Source organism: Caldovatus sediminis, assembly GCF_014644455.1.
Taxonomy (GTDB): Bacteria; Pseudomonadota; Alphaproteobacteria; order Acetobacterales; family Acetobacteraceae; genus Caldovatus; species Caldovatus sediminis.
Genome location: NZ_BMKS01000018.1, coordinates 63,309 through 79,652 on the forward strand (window position 1 = coordinate 63,309; position 16,344 = coordinate 79,652).

General features: G+C 74.5%; 16 protein-coding genes. 14 read left to right on the forward strand and 2 right to left on the reverse strand.

Going from position 1 to position 16,344, the window contains the following annotated elements:
• From IEX99_RS19845 to IEX99_RS19905, 13 genes are all read left to right on the forward strand, one after another.
• Complete coding sequence (locus IEX99_RS19845; RefSeq protein WP_188903535.1) at positions 1–786, forward strand: MlaE family ABC transporter permease; 786 nt, start codon at positions 1–3, stop codon at positions 784–786.
• Positions 783–1,571, forward strand: a complete 789-nt coding sequence (locus tag IEX99_RS19850; RefSeq protein ID WP_188903537.1) for an ABC transporter ATP-binding protein — start codon at positions 783–785, stop codon at positions 1,569–1,571. The genes IEX99_RS19845 and IEX99_RS19850 overlap by 4 nt, the downstream gene beginning before the upstream one ends.
• Before the next feature lie 134 nt (positions 1,572–1,705).
• Complete coding sequence (locus IEX99_RS19855) at positions 1,706–2,587, forward strand: TauD/TfdA dioxygenase family protein (RefSeq protein ID WP_188903539.1); 882 nt, start codon at positions 1,706–1,708, stop codon at positions 2,585–2,587.
• A 19-nt stretch (positions 2,588–2,606) separates the two neighbouring features.
• Entirely contained in the window at positions 2,607–3,446 is an 840-nt protein-coding gene (locus IEX99_RS19860) for a M48 family metallopeptidase (RefSeq protein WP_188903541.1), read from the forward strand.
• A gap of 100 nt (positions 3,447–3,546) precedes the next feature.
• The gene (gene radA, locus IEX99_RS19865; RefSeq protein ID WP_188903543.1) at positions 3,547–4,983 is read left to right on the forward strand and encodes a DNA repair protein RadA; all 1,437 of its coding nucleotides are present in this window, start codon (positions 3,547–3,549) and stop codon (positions 4,981–4,983) included.
• Positions 4,984–5,062: 79 nt separating this feature from the next.
• A complete protein-coding gene (locus IEX99_RS19870) occupies positions 5,063–6,052 on the forward strand; it encodes a Bug family tripartite tricarboxylate transporter substrate binding protein (protein WP_188903545.1) in 990 nt (329 codons plus the stop codon).
• 137 nt (positions 6,053–6,189) lie between these two features.
• The gene (locus tag IEX99_RS19875) at positions 6,190–6,747 is read left to right on the forward strand and encodes a CvpA family protein (RefSeq protein WP_188903547.1); all 558 of its coding nucleotides are present in this window, start codon (positions 6,190–6,192) and stop codon (positions 6,745–6,747) included.
• Between the two features lie 14 nt (positions 6,748–6,761).
• The gene (gene purF / locus IEX99_RS19880) at positions 6,762–8,276 is read left to right on the forward strand and encodes an amidophosphoribosyltransferase (protein WP_188903549.1); all 1,515 of its coding nucleotides are present in this window, start codon (positions 6,762–6,764) and stop codon (positions 8,274–8,276) included.
• Positions 8,273–8,998 (forward strand): SDR family NAD(P)-dependent oxidoreductase, encoded by a 726-nt coding sequence (locus tag IEX99_RS19885; protein ID WP_188903551.1) that lies wholly within the window; start codon positions 8,273–8,275, stop codon positions 8,996–8,998. Before purF ends, IEX99_RS19885 begins: the two co-directional genes overlap by 4 nt.
• A 97-nt stretch (positions 8,999–9,095) precedes the next feature.
• A complete protein-coding gene (locus tag IEX99_RS19890; protein ID WP_188903553.1) occupies positions 9,096–10,256 on the forward strand; it encodes a Re/Si-specific NAD(P)(+) transhydrogenase subunit alpha in 1,161 nt (386 codons plus the stop codon).
• 16 nt (positions 10,257–10,272) lie between these two features.
• Positions 10,273–10,677, forward strand: a complete 405-nt coding sequence (locus IEX99_RS19895) for a proton-translocating transhydrogenase family protein (RefSeq protein ID WP_188903555.1) — start codon at positions 10,273–10,275, stop codon at positions 10,675–10,677.
• Positions 10,678–10,687: 10 nt separating this feature from the next.
• Positions 10,688–12,088: an NAD(P)(+) transhydrogenase (Re/Si-specific) subunit beta gene (locus IEX99_RS19900; RefSeq protein WP_188903558.1), complete on the forward strand. Its 1,401-nt coding sequence runs from the start codon at positions 10,688–10,690 to the stop codon at positions 12,086–12,088.
• A 135-nt stretch (positions 12,089–12,223) separates the two neighbouring features.
• Entirely contained in the window at positions 12,224–12,649 is a 426-nt protein-coding gene (locus tag IEX99_RS19905) for a cupin domain-containing protein (RefSeq protein ID WP_188903560.1), read from the forward strand.
• A 146-nt stretch (positions 12,650–12,795) separates the two neighbouring features.
• On the opposite strand, the gene IEX99_RS19910 is transcribed toward IEX99_RS19905, so the two are convergent.
• Both IEX99_RS19910 and IEX99_RS19915 read right to left on the reverse strand, forming a co-directional pair.
• Positions 12,796–13,017, reverse strand: a complete 222-nt coding sequence (locus tag IEX99_RS19910; RefSeq protein ID WP_188903562.1) for a hypothetical protein — start codon at positions 13,015–13,017, stop codon at positions 12,796–12,798.
• On the reverse strand, positions 13,014–13,349 hold the full coding sequence (locus IEX99_RS19915) for a hypothetical protein (RefSeq protein ID WP_188903564.1): 336 nt from the start codon (positions 13,347–13,349) through the stop codon (positions 13,014–13,016). The genes IEX99_RS19910 and IEX99_RS19915 overlap by 4 nt, the downstream gene beginning before the upstream one ends.
• Before the next feature lie 345 nt (positions 13,350–13,694).
• Here IEX99_RS19915 and mgtA point away from each other — a divergent pair, with 345 nt between their 5' ends.
• On the forward strand, positions 13,695–16,277 hold the full coding sequence (gene mgtA / locus IEX99_RS19920) for a magnesium-translocating P-type ATPase (RefSeq protein ID WP_188903566.1): 2,583 nt from the start codon (positions 13,695–13,697) through the stop codon (positions 16,275–16,277).
• Positions 16,278–16,344 lie beyond the last annotated feature (67 nt).

Here is a 16,344-nt window from a genome sequence, read left to right on the forward strand (position 1 = left end):
TTGGACCTCCTCCTCGACGCGGTGGCCGCGATCGGCCGCGCCGGCCTCCGGGTCTGCCGGATGGCCGGGGCGGTGGCGCTGTTCGCGCTGGAGGCGCTCTCCCACCTCGTCCGCCCGCCCTTCTACGGCCGCCTGTTCGCCCGCGCCCTGCTCGAGATCGCCTATTTCAGCCTGCCGGTCGTCGCGCTCACCGCGCTGTTCACCGGCATGGTCCTCGCGCTGCAGTCCTACACCGGCTTCGCCCGCTTCAACGCCGAGGGCGCGGTGGCCAACGTCGTCGTCCTCTCCATCACGCGCGAGCTCGGCCCGGTGCTCGCCGGGCTGATGGTCTCCGGACGCATCGGCGCGGCCTTCGCGGCCGAGATCGGCACCATGCGCGTCACCGACCAGATTGACGCGCTGGTGACGCTCTCCACCAACCCGATGAAGTACCTCGTCACGCCGCGGCTGCTCGCCGGCACCATCGCCCTGCCGCTGCTGGTGATCGTGGCGGACATCCTGGGCGTGATGGGGGGCTGGCTGATCGGCACCCTCCGGCTCGACTTCACCTCCGCCACCTACCTGCGCTCCACCTTCGACTTCCTCCAGGCCGGCGACGTGATCCACGGCCTGGTGAAGGCCGCCGTGTTCGGCTTCATCCTCACGCTGATGGGCTGCTGGTTCGGCTACACGAGCCGGGGCGGCGCGCAGGGCGTGGGCGGCGCCACCACCTCCGCCGTGGTGTCGAGCTCGATCCTGATCCTCGCGCTCGACTACGTGCTGACCGACCTGCTCTTCGCGCGATGAGGGACGACGGCGGCGCCGCGACCCCCAAGATCCGCCTGCGCGGCCTGCGCAAGGCGTTCAACGGCAAGGTCGTGCTCGACGGCATCGACCTCGACGTGCGCGCGCGGCGCTCGATGGTGATCCTCGGCGGCTCCGGCTCCGGCAAGTCGGTCATGCTGAAGTGCGTCATCGGCCTGATCGAGCCGGACGAGGGCGTGATCGAGATCGACGGGCGCAACGTGCTGGCGATGTCGCGGCGCGAGCGCGAGGCGGTGAACGACCGCATCGGCATGCTGTTCCAGAACGGCGCCCTGTTCGACTCGCTCCCGGTCTGGGAGAACGTCTGCTTCAAGCTGCTCGCCCAGGGGCGGATCGACCGCCGCGCCGCCCGCGACAAGGCGGCCGAGATCCTGGCCCAGGTCGGCCTCGCCCCCTCGGTCGGCGACCTCTATCCGGCGGAGCTGTCGGGCGGGATGCAGAAGCGCGTCGCGCTCGCCCGCGCCATCGCCGCCCAGCCCGACATCATCTTCTTCGACGAGCCGACCACCGGCCTCGACCCGATCATGGGCGCGGTGATAGACGGGCTGATCGTGGACGTGGTGCGCCGCCTCGGCGCCACCGCGGTCAGCATCACCCATGACATGGCGAGCGCCCGGCGCATCGGCGACGACGCGGCGATGATCCACAGGGGCCGCATCGTCTGGACCGGCCCGGCGGCGAGCCTCGGCCAGACCGGCAACCCGATCGTGGACCAGTTCGCGCGGGGCGAGCGCGAGGGGCCGATCCAGATGGAGCTCAGGCGGTAGGACCCGCGCCGGTCGCCCCCGCCGCCGCTTGACCCGCCCGCGCCGCCCGGCGCAGGCTCCCCGGGATCGCCCCGGCCAACGCCGGCATCCGTCCGCCCGGCGACCGCCGAGGGCTTCCGCGAGGACGTCCGCCGATGGCCCTGACCTTCACCCCGCTCCATCCCCTCTTCGTCGCCGAGGTCTCCGGCATCGACCTGCGCGAGCCCGTCACGCCCGAGCTGGCGCAGGAGATCCACCGCGGCATGGACCGCTACGCGGTCCTCGTCTTCCGCGGCCAGGACATCGACGACGACCAGCAGATGGCCTTCGGCCGCGCCCTCGGCCCGCTCGAGCCGACGCGCGCCACCGTGGACGCCCACAAGCACCGCCTCAAGCACCAGGAGATGAACGACATCTCCAACCTCGACGAGGAGGGCAACATCCTCGCCGCGGACGACCGGCGGCGCATGTTCAGCCTCGGCAACCGCCTCTGGCACAGCGATTCCAGCTTCAAGGCGACACCCGCACTCTACTCCCTGCTGCACGGCCGCGTCGTCCCGCCCGAGGGCGGCGAGACCGAGTTCGCCGACATGCGCGCCGCCTGGGACGCGCTGCCGGAGAAGACGAAGGCCAAGGTCAGGGACCTGGTCTGCGACCACTCGCTGCTGTTCTCGCGCGGACAGCTCGGCTTCACCGAATTCACCGAGGAGGAGCGGCAGAAATTCGCGCCCGTGCCGCAGCGCCTGGTGCGCCGCCATCCGGGCTCGGGCCGCCTCTCGCTCTACCTCTCCTCGCACATCGGCCGCATCCACGGCTGGCCGGTGCCGGAGGCGATGGCGCTGATCCGCGACCTGATGGAGCACGCGACCCGGCGCGAGTTCGTCTACCGCCACCACTGGCGGCAGCACGACCTCGTCATGTGGGACAACCGCTGCACCATGCACCGCGCGCGCCCCTTCGAGGACAGGCGGTACCCCCGCGACATGCGCCGCGTGACGCTGCAGGACATCGCGCCCACCTTGCAGCAGGCGGCCTGACCGGCCGCCGGCCCCCGCCATGTCCGGCCGCACCGCCACCGTCGCCGCGCCAGCCGGCCGCCGCACGCGCGCGCCGATCACCGCGGCGCGGCTGCGGGCGCCGGGCGAGCTGCTCGCGCTGTGGCTGCCGCTCCTGCTCCTCCTCCCGGTCCTCGCCCTGCCGCAGGCGCTGGTGGTGGGGCTGGTCGGCGTGGCGGTCTCGGCCCTCATGGTGATGGTGCAGCAGAAGCGGCTCCTCGGCGCCGGGGTGCGCGTCGGCGGGACCCAGTTCTCCCGCTACGGCGCGCTCGCCATGGCCGCCGCGCTGCGGCTCGACATGCGGCCGCCGGAGGTGTTCGTCACCCAGAGCCCGGCGATGAACGCCTTCGCCCTCGGCCTTGGCCCGCGCGGCACGGTCGTGCTCCACACCGGCCTGCTCGAGGCGCTCGACGACCGTGAGGCGCTGTTCGTGCTCGGCCACGAGTTCGGCCACCTGAAGTGCGGCCACGCCAGGCTGCTGCTGCTCCGCGGCCTGCCGAGCATGCGGACCGGCCCCTTCGCCGCCGTGCAGGTCCTCGCCCACCTGCTGCTGCTGCGCTGGCAGCGTCGCGCCGAGTTTACCGCCGACCGCGCCGGCCTCGTCGCCTGCCGCGACATCCGCGCCGCGGTGGGGACGATGCTGAAGCTCGCGGTCGGTCCGCAGCTCGCCGGCCAGGTGGACCTGGAGGCGCTGCTCGCACAGCACGGGCGCCTCCGGCGCGACCGCCTGGCGCGGCTGTCGGCCGCGCTCGCCACCCACCCGCACCTGCTCGACCGCATCGCCGCGCTGATCGCGTTCCACGGCAGCGCGGAGTGGCGCGCCATCGAGGCCGGCGCCTGAGCGGCCCGCCGCGCGCCGCGGCCCCGCCCGCCCCTTCCGGCGCGCCCGGCACCGGGCTACACCGGCCGATGTCCGCGTTTCGTTCTCGCCGAGTCGGCTGATGGCCAAGGACCGCACCCGCTTCGTCTGCCAGGCCTGCGGCGCCCCCCACCCCAGGTGGCAGGGCCGCTGCGACGCCTGCGGCGAGTGGAACACCCTGGCGGAGGAGGCGCCGGAATCGCGCCCCCCCGCCGGCCCCGCGGCGAGGGCCGGCGCCGGCCGGCGCCTCGAATTCGTCGGCCTCAAGGGCCGCTCCGCCCCGCCCGCCCGCATCGCCACCGGCCTCGCCGAGCTCGACCGCGTCCTCGGCGGCGGCTTCGTGCCCGGCTCCGTCGTCCTCGTCGGCGGCGATCCGGGCATCGGCAAGTCCACCATCCTCCTCCAGGCCGCCGCGCGCGTCGCCGCCGGCCGGCGCGCCCTCTACGTCTCCGGCGAGGAGGCGGTGGAGCAGGTGCGGCTGCGCGCGCTCCGCCTCGGCCTCGCCGACAGCCTGCTCGGCCTCGCCTGCGCCACCGCGCTGCGCGACATCGCCGCGAGCCTCGACCAGGAGCGCGACGCCGCCCTCGTCGTCATGGACTCGATCCAGACGGTCTGGCTCGACAGCCTCGATTCCGCCCCCGGCACCGTCTCCCAGGTGCGCGCCTGCGCCGCGGAGCTGATCCGCCTCGCCAAGGCGCGCGGCTTCGCCCTGGTCCTGGTCGGCCACGTCACCAAGGAGGGCACGCTGGCCGGCCCGCGCGTGCTCGAGCACATGGTGGACGCCACGCTTTACTTCGAAGGCGACCGCGGCCACCAGTTCCGCATCCTGCGCGCGGTGAAGAACCGCTTCGGCGCCACCGACGAGATCGGCGTCTTCGAGATGACCGAGCGCGGCCTGGTCGAGGTCCCCAACCCCTCCGCCCTCTTCCTCGCCGAGCGCCGCGGCAACGTCTCGGGCAGCGCCGTCTTCGCCGGCCTCGAGGGCACGCGCCCCGTGCTCGTCGAGGTCCAGGCGCTGCTCTCCCCCTCCGCCGGCGGCGCGCCGCGCCGCTCCGTCGTCGGCTGGGATTCCGGCCGCCTCGCGATGCTGCTCGCGGTGCTGGAGGCGCGCTGCGGCCTCTCGCTCAGCCAGAACGACGTCTACCTCAACATCGCCGGCGGCCTGCGCATCGCCGAGCCGGCGGCCGACCTCGCGGTGGCCGCCGCGCTCGTCTCCGCCGCCACCGACCGCCCGACCGATCCCGGCATGGTCTATTTCGGCGAGGTCGGCCTGTCCGGCGAGGTCCGCCAGGTCGCGCAGGCCGAGGCGCGGCTGCGCGAGGCGCAGAAGCTCGGCTTCTCCGCCGCCACCCTGCCGCGCCGGCTCGCGCGCGGCGGCCGGATGCCGCCGGCGGCGCCGGACGCGCTCCGCCTGATCGAGATCGGCCACATCGCCGACCTCGTCGCCCCCTTCGCCGCCGCCGCGCAGCGGCGGCGCAGCGCGCGCGAGCGCGACGCGGCGGCCCCCGCCCGGGCTTGATCCGCCGCCACGGCCCCGCCACAAGCGGCGGCCGGCCCACCCCGCGCATCGCCGCGACACAGCCGCGAAGGAGATGCCCATGCCCACGACGCGCCGCGCCACCCTGAAGGCCCTCGCGGCCGCGCCCGCCGCCCTCGCCGCCCCCGCGCGCGCCTCCGCCTGGCGGCCCGACCGGCCGGTGCGGCTGATCGTCCCCTTCGCGCCGGGCGGCAACACCGACCTCGTTGCCCGCGTCATCGGCCCGCACATGGGCGAGCGGCTCGGCCAGCCCGTGGTGGTCGAGAACCGCGCCGGCGCCGCCGGCAGCGTCGCCGCGGCGGCCGTCGCGCGCGCGCGCCCGGACGGGCTGACGCTGATGATCGGCTCGAACGGCCCGATGGCGATCAACCCCATCACCCGCGCCGACCTCGGCTACGACCCGCTGCGCGACTTCGCCCCGCTCGGGCTGATCGTGCGTACGCCGCTCGCCCTCGTTTTGCATCGCGACCAGCCGGCGCGCGACGTCGCCGGGCTCGTCGCCCACGCCAGGGCCAATCCGGGCCGGGTCGTCTTCGGCTCCCCCGGCGTCGCCAGCACCGGGCACCTGACGCTCGAGATGTTCAACGCCGCGACCGGCGCGGACATCACCCACGCCCCCTACCAGAGCGGCGGCGCGCTGACGCCCGACCTCGTCGCCGGCACCGTCGCCGGCGCCTTCGTCGAGGTCGCCACCGTCCTGCCGCTGCACCGCGACGGCGCGGTGCGGATCCTCGCCCTCACCTCCGGCGGCCGGCTCTCCGTCGCGCCGGAGCTGCCGACCGTGGAGGAGTCCGGCGTCCCCGGCTTCCGCGCCGCCTCCTTCGTCGGCGTCGTCGCCCCGGCCGGCGTCCCGCAGGAGGCGATGGCCGCGCTCCACGATGCGCTGAAGGCCGCCGTAGCCCATCCGGAGGTGCGGCGCCGGCTGGAGGAGACCGGCAGCCAGGTGGCGAGCGAGGAGGAGGCAAGCCCCGCCGGCTTCGCCGCGATCCTGCGCCGCGAGACGGAATGGACGCGCGAGGCGGCGCGTCGCGCCGGCCTGCTGCGGAGCTGAGCGGCCAGGCGCCGGAGCCGGCGGCCGGCGCGGGCGCGCCGAGCCTCGGCCCGCGCGTCACAATCGCGCCGCCGCGGCGCCACGCGCCGCGAGCGGCTGGTGACGCCGCCCCTGCGCCCCGCTATACCGCCTGCGCGATGAACTGGGTGGACGGCGTAGTCCTGGCGATCCTCGCCGTCTCGGCGATCCTCGCCTTCTTCCGCGGCCTGGTGCGGGAGGTGCTCGGCATCGGCGCCTGGGTCGCCGCCGCCGTCGCCGCCTTCCTCGCCTGGCCCGAGGTCCGCCCCTGGGTCGGCGAGCACGTCGAGCCCGACTGGCTCGCCAACGCGGTCGCCGCCGGCGGCGTCTTCCTCGTCGTCCTGCTGGTGCTCAAGGTCGTCGTCGCCTGGATCGCCGCGCGCGTGGAACGCTCCGCCCTCGGCGGGGTTGACCGTGCGTTGGGGCTGGTATTCGGCCTTGCGCGGGGTGCGTTCGTGGTGGTGCTCGCCTATATCCTGGCCGAGCGCTTCTTCCCCATGGACCGCTGGCCGGCGGACGTGCGGGAGGCCCGCGCCCTGCCCCTGGTGTCCGACGGGGCGCGATGGCTGGTCGCGCAGCTTCCGCCGGAGATCCGGCCGGGGATCGAGGGGCCGCCCGAGCGCCCGGTCCCCGGCCTGGACGACCTGTTGCGCCCGCCGGCGCGCGACCGGACGTGAGGATCCCTCCGCGCATGACGACCCGCTGCCGCCCCCTGCCGCCAACGGACGACGACAAGCCGCACGAGGAGTGCGGCGTCTTCGGCGTCTGGGACGCCGCCGACGCCGCGGCGCTGACCGCGCTCGGCCTGCACGCGCTGCAGCACCGCGGGCAGGAGGCGACCGGCATCGTCAGCCTCGAGGGCGGCGGGCAGGAGGTGCGCAACGCCCGCTTCCACGCCCACAAGGGCCTCGGCCTGGTCGGCGACAATTTCAGCGACCCCAAGGTGATGGCGGGCCTGCCCGGCCGCGCCGCCGTCGGCCACAACCGCTACGCGACGACGGGTGAGACGGCGCTGCGCAACGTCCAGCCGCTCTATGCCGATTTCGAGTTCGGCGGCCTCGCCGTCGCGCACAACGGCAACCTCACCAACGCGCACGGCCTCAAGCGCATGCTGGTCCGGCGCGGCTGCCTGTTCCAGAGCACCACCGACTCGGAGGTGTTCATCCACCTCATCGCCATCAGCCTCTACTCGACCGTCGTGGACCGGCTGATCGACGCGCTGAAGCAGGTGCAGGGCGCCTACTCGCTCGTCGCGCTGCACAACCACGCGCTGATCGGCGCGCGCGACCCGCTCGGCGTGCGGCCGCTCGTGCTCGGGCGCCTGCCGGCCAGGGAGGGCGAGGCCCAGGCCGCCGGCAGCGGCTGGGTGCTGGCGAGCGAGACCTGCGCCCTCGACATCGTCGGCGCCGGGTTCGTGCGCGACGTCGAGCCCGGCGAGATCGTCGTCGTGGACGACGCGGGCGTGCGCTCGATCAAGCCCTTCGGCCGCAGCCCCGGCCGGTTCTGCATCTTCGAGTACATCTACTTCGCCCGCCCCGACTCCGTCGTCGAGGGCACGCCGGTCTACGAGACCCGCAAGCGCATCGGCGCCGAGCTCGCGCGCGAGAGCGGCGTCCCGGCCGACGTGGTGGTGCCCGTCCCCGACTCGGGCGTCCCGGCGGCGATGGGCTACGCGCAGGAGGCGGGCCTGCCCTACGAGCTCGGCATCATCCGCAACCACTACGTCGGCCGCACCTTCATCGAGCCCACCGACCAGATCCGCCACCTCGGCGTCAAGCTCAAGCACAGCGCGAACCGCGCGGTGCTCGCGGGCAGGCGGGTGGTCCTGGTGGACGATTCGATCGTGCGCGGCACCACCTCGAAGAAGATCGTCGAGATGGTGCGCCAGGCCGGCGCGACCGAGGTGCACATGCGCATCTCCTCCCCGCCGACCACCCATTCCTGCTTCTACGGCATAGACACGCCGGAGCGGTCCAAGCTGCTCGCCGCCACGCACGACGTCGAGGAGATGGCGCGCATCATCGGCGTGGACAGCCTCGCCTTCATCTCGCACGACGGGCTCTACCGCGCGCTCGGCAGGCCGGGGCGCGACCCGGCGCGGCCCGCCTTCTGCGACGCCTGCTTCACCGGCGACTACCCGATCCCCCTCACCGACCAGCAGGACAACAGCGAGCGCCAGCTCTCGCTGCTGCACGCGACGCAGTGAGCGGCGCGCGCCCCCTCGAGGGCCGGGTCGCCCTCGTCACCGGCGCGAGCCGCGGCATCGGCGCCGCGGCCGCGGTGGAGCTCGCCCGCCTCGGCGCCCGATGCGTCCTCCTCGCCCGCACCCAGGGCGGCCTCGAGGAGACCGACGACGCCATCCAGGCCGCCGGCGGGGGGCCGGCGACGCTGCTGCCGCTCGACCTCGCGCGGGAGGCGGAGAAGATCGACGCCATCGGCCCGAGCGTCGTCGCGCGCTTCGGCCGGCTCGACATCCTCGTCCACGCCGCGGCGGTGCTGAACAAGCTGACGCCCGTCGCGCACATCGAGCCGCGCGACTGGGCCGAGACCGTCGCCGTCAACATGAGCGCCGCCTGGCGCCTGATCCGCACCTGCGACCCGCCGCTCCGCGCCTCCGACGCCGGCCGCGCCGTGTTCGTCACCACCGGCCGCGTGCGCGCGCCGCGGGCCTACTGGGGCCTCTACGGCGCGACGAAGGCCGGCGCCGAGCACCTCGTCCTGACCTGGGCGCAGGAGGTCGCGAAGACCCCGCTGCGCGTGAACCTGTTCGACCCCGGCCCGGTGGCGACGCGGCTGCGCGCCCAGGCCTTCCCCGGCGAGGACCCCTCGACCCTGCCGCGGCCGGCCGAGGTCGCGCCCGCCCTCGCCGCGCTCTGCCTGGCGGGCGAGTCGCGCCAGGGGGAGGTCGTGCGCTTCGCCACGGCCTGACCGGCGCGCGCCCGTTCCGCGCCGGGGCGCGGCCCGCCGCGCCTTGCCACCCGCACCCCCCTCGCGCTAGTTGCGCTCGGTTCAGGGATGGACGCGCATGCGACTGGCAGTCCTCAAGGAGCGCCGCGCCGCGGAGACGCGCGTGGCCGCCACGCCGGAGACGGTGAAGAAGCTGCTCGGCCTCGGCCTCGGCGCGGTCGCGGTCGAGACCGGGGCGGGCCTCGCCTCCGGCATCCCCGACGCCGCCTATCGCGAGGCCGGCGCCGAGATTGCGCCCGACGCCGCGGCGGCGCTCGCCGGCGCCGGCATCGTGCTCAAGGTCCGCGCTCCGCTCGCCGCGGGCGAGGGCGGGCCGGACGAGCTCGCGCTGATCCCGCGCGGCGCGCTCCTGATCGGCATCCTCGGCGCCGACGAGGCCGCCGCCCGCGCCTACGCCGAGCGCGGCGTGGACGCCGCGGCGATGGAGCTGCTGCCGCGCATCACCCGCGCCCAGTCCATGGACGTGCTCTCCTCGCAGGCCAACCTCGCCGGCTACCGCGCCGTGGTCGAGGCGGCGGCGGCCTACGACAAGGCCTTCCCGATGCTGATGACGGCGGCGGGGACCATCCCCGCCGCCAACGTCTTCGTCATGGGCGCGGGGGTCGCCGGCCTGCAGGCGATCGCCACGGCGCGCCGGCTCGGCGGGCGCGTCACCGCCACCGACGTCCGCCCGGCGGCGAAGGAGGAGATCAAGTCCCTCGGCGCCGCCTTCGTCGGCCACGAGGACGAGGAGAGCCGCGCCGCCCAGACCGCCGGCGGCTACGCCCGGCCGATGAGCGCCGAGTTCCTGCGCAAGCAGGCCGAGGTCGTCGCCGGCCACATCGCCAAGCAGGACATCGTGATCACCACCGCCCTGGTGCAGGGCCGGACGGCGCCGAAGCTCGTCTCCGCCGAGATGGTCGCCGCGATGAGGCCGGGCAGCGTGATCGTGGACATCGCCGCGGACGCCGGCGGCAACGTCGCGCTGACGAGGCCGGGCGAGATGGTCGTCACCGACAACGGCGTGAAGATCCTCGGCTACACCAACTGGCCCGGGCGCATCCCGGCGGCCGCCTCCGCCCTCTACGCCCGCAACCTCCTCACCTTCCTCGCCACCTTCTGGGACAAGGAGGCGAAGGCGCCCAGGCTCCCGGAGGACGACGAGATCGTCCGCGGCGTGCTGCTCGCGCGCGGCGGCCAGGTGGTGCATCCGCAGTTCGCGCCGGCCAAGGCGGCGTGAGGGGGGACCCAGCCGAATGAACCCGACCGAGCTTGCCAACCAGGCGGCCGCGACCGCCCAGCGCGCGCTCGAGCTCGCCGAGCAGGCGCGCCGCGCCGCGGAGGCCGCGGCCGCCACGGCCGCCCCCGCCGCCGCGGCGGTCGAGCCCTTCCTCTACCTGCTGACGATCTTCCTGCTCGCCTGCTTCGTCGGCTACTACGTGGTGTGGAACGTCACCCCGGCGCTGCACTCGCCGCTGATGTCGGTGACCAACGCGATCTCCTCGGTGATCGTCGTCGGCGCCATCCTCGCCACCGGCCTGGGCGCGAGCTGGGTCGCGGTGGTGTTCGGCTTCCTCGCCGCGCTCCTCGCCTCCGTGAACATCTTCGGCGGGTTCATCGTCACGCGGCGCATGCTCGCCATGTTCAAGCGGAAGGGCTGAGGCCAGGACGATGAGCGTCACCGTCTCCACCCTGGCCTACCTCGTCGCCTCGGTCCTGTTCATCCTCGCGCTCCGTGGCCTCTCCCATCCGGAGACCAGCCGCCAGGGCAACGTCTACGGCATGGTCGGCATGGCGATCGCGATCGTCGCGACGCTGTTCCGGCCGGGCATGGCGGGCGGCGGTATCGCGCTGATCCTGCTCGCCCTCGCCATCGGCGGCGCGGTCGGCGCCTACATCGCGACGCGCATCCAGATGACGGCCCTGCCGCAGCTTGTCGCCGCGTTCCACTCCCTGGTCGGCATGGCCGCGGTGTTCGTCGCCGCCGCCGCCCTCTACGCGCCGGAGAGCTTCGGCATCGGCACGCGCGGCCACATCAAGACCACCTCGCTGGTCGAGATGTCGCTCGGCCTCGCCATCGGCGCCATCACCTTCTCGGGCTCGGTGATCGCCTTCCTCAAGCTGGACGGGCGGATGTCGGGCGCGCCGATCCTCTTCCCGAACCAGCACTGGCTCAACCTCGGCCTCGGCGTCCTGCTGGTCGTGCTGATCGCCGCCTTCGTCTCCGGCGGCAGCGAGGTGCTGTTCTGGCTGATCGCGATCCTCGCCTTCGCCCTCGGCTTCCTGCTGATCATCCCGATCGGCGGGGCGGACATGCCGGTCATCGTCTCGATGCTGAACAGCTACTCCGGCTGGGCGGCGGCGGGCATCGGCTTCACCGTCGGCAACCTGCTGCTGATCATCACCGGCGCGCTGGTCGGCGCCTCGGGCGCCATCCTCTCCTACATCATGTGCAAGGGGATGAACCGCTCGATCATCAACGTCCTGCTCGGCGGCTTCGGCACCGAGGGCGGCGCCCCGGCCGCGGGCGGCGCCGACCGCGGCGCGGTCAAGGTCGGCAGTCCGGAGGACGCTGCCTTCATCATGAAGAACGCGTCCAAGGTCATCATCGTCCCCGGCTACGGCATGGCGGTCGCGCAGGCCCAGCAGGTGGTGCGCGAGATGGCCGACCTCCTCAAGAAGGAGGGGGTCGAGGTGAAGTACGCGATCCACCCCGTCGCCGGCCGCATGCCGGGCCACATGAACGTCCTGCTCGCCGAGGCCAACGTTCCCTACGACGAGGTGTTCGAGCTCGAGGAGATCAACCCCGAATTCGCCGAGGCCGACGTCGCCTACGTGATCGGCGCCAACGACGTCACCAACCCCGCCGCCAAGACCGATCCCTCGAGCCCGATCTACGGCATGCCGATCCTCGACGTCGAGAAGGCGAAGACGGTGTTCTTCGTCAAGCGCAGCATGGCGAGCGGCTACGCCGGCGTGGACAACGAGCTGTTCTACCGCCCGAACACCATGATGCTGTTCGGCGACGCCAAGAAGGTGACGCAGGAACTGGTCCAGGCGCTGCAGCGCTGAGGCCCGGCGCCCGGCCCGCCGGGCCCCGGCGCCGGGACACGGACGGCCCCGTCGCCGAATGGCGATTGGCGGGCGGCGACGGCCGGGTATAGGCTTGCGCCCGCAAGGGCACGGAAAGCCCTGCGGGAGGGGTCCATGGACGGTTCCACGCCCGGCGCGCGGCGCCCGGACATCAGGCTCAGCATCGCGAAGAAGGCGACCGCGCCGCTGGTGCCCGGGCGCCGGAAGTTCTTCCGCTACCGCGACCTCGGCGTCTCCGACGCCACCGGCGGGCGGATGCGCGCCCAGGTGATGGAGGCGATCTCCGGCATGACCGAGCCGACCGGCTGGCACACGCACCAGTGCGAGGCGCAGTTCGTCTACGTGCTGAAAGGCTGGGTCGAGCTCGAGTTCGAGGACGGCACCCGCGACCGCTTCGAGCCGGGCGACGCCATCCTCATTCCCGGCGGGATGAAGCACAACGAGATCGCCACCTCCGACGACGTGGAGATCCTCGAGCTCTCGATCCCCGGGCCGATGGGCACCACCCCCTGCGACCCGCCGCCCGGCATGCGGGCCTGACCGCGGGCCGCGCCCATCCACGGGGGAATGCCGCGCGCGGGCCTCGTGCCGGCCCTGGACGTCGCTGCCGGCCCTGACCAGCGCCGCGCCCGGGGCCGCAGAGGCATCGCGACATGAGGCATCGCGACATCCGGCGCCGGCGGGCATCAGCCCCGCTCCGCGTGATACGCCGGCCGCAGCCGGTCGGCGTGCTTGCGGCTCAGCGTCTTCACCGCCGCCGAGTTCCCGTGCGCGTGGAACACGCTGGCCGGATCGCCGTCGTGGCGCGCGTCGTCGAGCCCGGCCGTGTGGATCATCCCGTGCAGCAGCGCCGAGCCCGAGACGACGAAGTTGCGCGCGTTGATCAGCACGTAGGGCAGCCACTTCACGCCGCTGCGTCCTCGTGCTCCGGCTTGACCGTGACGCCGTTGGTGCCGTCGCCCGGGGGGAAGTTGCAGACGATGACCGGCAGGCCCTTCCCGTTCGGCCAGAGCTCGTGGCACTTCTGGCGCATGCTGCCAGGATCGCCGGCCTTGCAGAAGCGGTCCCCGCTGTAGGGGATCGTGTCCGGCACGATCGGCCCGCCGCCGTAGCGGTGGCCGATCTCCATGCCGTAGGGCGCGAGCATCTCGTTGGCCCGGCGGCCGTAATGCCCGACCACGTTCTTCCACTCGGCGTCCCGGGTCACGAAGCAGGCGATGCGCAGGATCGTCTTGGCCATGGTGTCCTCCTGCGCCGACCCTGCCCGACGCCCGTGTCGCCGCGATTTCCGACCGCTTCGCGGAGGCGACGGCGGTTTTCGCCGCCGGCCATCCCGTTTCGCCGCGGTTGCGCGGCTGTTGCGCGGCCCGCCGGCGCGGCGCGATCATGCGACCGACCCAGCGGAGCGCCTGGCCGCCATGCGGACGCCCCTCGTCGCTTCGATGCCCGCCGCCGCGGCTGCCCGCGCCGCGAGGACGGGCCCGGCGTCCTCGCCCGGGCCGGCGCCCGCCGCCCGTCCCTCCGGCCGCCCGATCACTGTCCCCCGCGAGCGGGTCGGGCGGGGAATGCCGCGCTGACCCCCGCCATGGGCGCGCCCGCGGGGTCCGGCTCGGCCTCAGGGCCCACGCCGCCGGAGCGGTTCTGGAGCCTGCCGCCCCGGGATCTGTTCGCCCGCCTCGCCACCTCCCCCGCCGGACTGGGCGCCGAGGAGGCGGCGCGGCGCCTCGCCCGGCACGGCCGCAACGCGGTGGCCGAGAGCCAGCGGCGCCACCTGGCCGCCAGGGTCCTGCGCCGACTTGCCGAGCCGCTCGTCGCGATCCTGCTGGTCGCTGCCGCCCTCTCCGGCCTGACCGGCGACTGGCCCGGCTTCGCCATCATCGCCGCCGTCGTTGCCGTCTCCGTCGCGCTCGACGTGGCGCAGGAGCACCGCGCCGAGGCCGCCGCCGCGGCGCTGCGGGAGAGCGTCGCGGTGCGCGCCACGGTGCGGCGCGACGGCCAGCCGATCGCCCTCCCGGTCGAGGAGATCGTCCCCGGGGACGTCGTCGAGCTCGCCGCCGGCAGCCTGGTCCCGGCCGACGGCATCGTGCTGGAGAGCCGCGGCGCCCAGGCCGACGAGGCGCTGCTCACCGGCGAGCCCTATCCCGTGCCCAAGCGCCCCGGGCCGTCCGGCGCCGCCGGCCCCGCCGACGCCTATGACGCGCTGTTCGCCGGCACCGCGATCGTCGCCGGCGCGGCGACCATGCTGGTCGTCGCCACCGGGCGCGCGACGCGGCTCGGCGACGTCGCCGCCGCGCTCGCCGCCCGCCGCCCGCCGACCGCCTTCGAGCGGGGGCTGCGCGCGCTCGGCCTGCTGCTCCTGCGGCTGACGATCTTCCTCGTGCTGTTCGTGCTGCTCGCCCACCTCGCCTTCGATCGCCCGGCGCTGGAGAGCTTCCTGTTCGCGGTCGCGCTCGCGGTCGGGCTGACGCCCGAGCTGCTGCCGATGGTCGCCACCGTCACGCTCTCGCGCGGCGCGCTGCGCATGGCGGCGCGCCGGGTGGTGGTGAAGCGGCTCGCGGCGATCCACGACCTCGGCGCGATGGACGTGCTATGCACCGACAAGACCGGCACGCTGACCGAGGCCCGCATCGTGCTCCGCGACTGCACCGGGCCGGACGGCGCCAGCCCTTCGCCGCGGGTGCTCTCGCTCGCCGCGCTGAACGCGGGGCTCGCGGGCGGCATCCGCACGCCGCTCGACGCGGCGATCCTCGCCGCCGCGCCGCCGGAGGCGACCGCGGGCTGGACGCTGCTGGCCGAGGCCCCGTTCGGCGCCGAGCGGCGGCGCTCCTCCGTCCTCGCCGCGCATGCGGGCCGCCCCCGCCTGCTGGTGGTGAAGGGCGCGCCGGAGACGGTGCTCGCCGCCTGCACCGCGGTGGAGAGCCCGGCCGGCGGCGCGCCCCGGCCGCTGGACGAGGCGACGCGCGCCGCCCTGCTCGCCCGCGCCGAGGCGCGCGGCGCGGAGGGGCTGCGCCTGCTCGGCATCGCCTGGCGCGAGCCGGCGGAGGCCGAGATCGCCGCCGACTTCGGACCGGAGAACGAGCGCGACCTGGTCCTCGCCGGCTTCTGCGCCTTCCTCGACCCGCCGAAGCCCTCCGCCGCGGGCGCCGTCGCGCGCCTCGCCGCGGCGGGCGTGCGGGTGAAGATCGTCTCCGGCGACGCCGCCCCCGTCGTGCGGCACCTCGTGGAGAGCCTCGGCCTCCCGGCGCGCGGCCTGATGACCGGCGAGGAGATCGCGCGCCTCGACGCCCGGGCGCTCGCCGCGCGCGCCGAGGCGTGCGACCTGTTCGCGCGCGTCTCGCCGGACCAGAAGCGGCGCGTGATCCTGGCGCTCAAGGCGCGCGGCCACACCGTCGGCTACATCGGCGACGGCATCAACGACGCGCCGGCGATCGGCGCCGCGGACGCCGGCATCTCGGTCGAGGGCGCCACCGACGTGGCGCGCGGCGCCGCCGACCTGATCCTGCTCGCGCCCGACCTCGGCGTGCTGGCCGACGGGGTGGAGGAGGGCCGGCGCACCCATGCGAACGTGATGAAGTACGTGCGCATGGGCACCTCCTCGAATTTCGGCAACATGCTCTCGATGGCGGCGGCCTCGCTCGCCATCCCCTTCCTGCCGCTGACGCCGGCGCAGATCCTGCTCAACAACCTGCTCTACGACATCTCGGAGATCGGCATCCCGTTCGATGCGGTGGAGCGCGAGGACCTCGCCGCGCCGCATGCCTGGGACATGCACGCCGTGCTGCGCTTCACCCTGGTGATGGGCCCGCTCTCCTCCGTGTTCGACCTCGCGACCTTCGCCGTGCTGCTGTGGGGGTTCGGCGCCTCGCCGGGGGAGTTCCGCGCCGCCTGGTTTGTCGAGTCCATGGCGACGCAGATCCTGGTGATCTTCCTGATCCGCAGCGGTGGGCCGGTCTGGCGCGCCCGGCCGCCGCATCCGGTGCTGGCCGCGACCTCGCTCGGCGCCCTGGCGGTGGCACTGTTCCTCGCCCTCGGCCCGCCGGCGCAGGCGCTCGGCTTCGCGCCCCTGCCCGGCGCGGTGCTCGGCGCGATCGCCGCGCTGGTCGTGCTCTACCTGGCGGCGGCGGAGGCGATGAAGCGCGTCGCGGTGCCCGGCCTCCCGCCGGCCTAGTGGAGCGATTCCAGCAGACGTTTCCCGCGCTGGTGCTTGGCAAGGATGGTGTCGGCGGGCGCGGTCC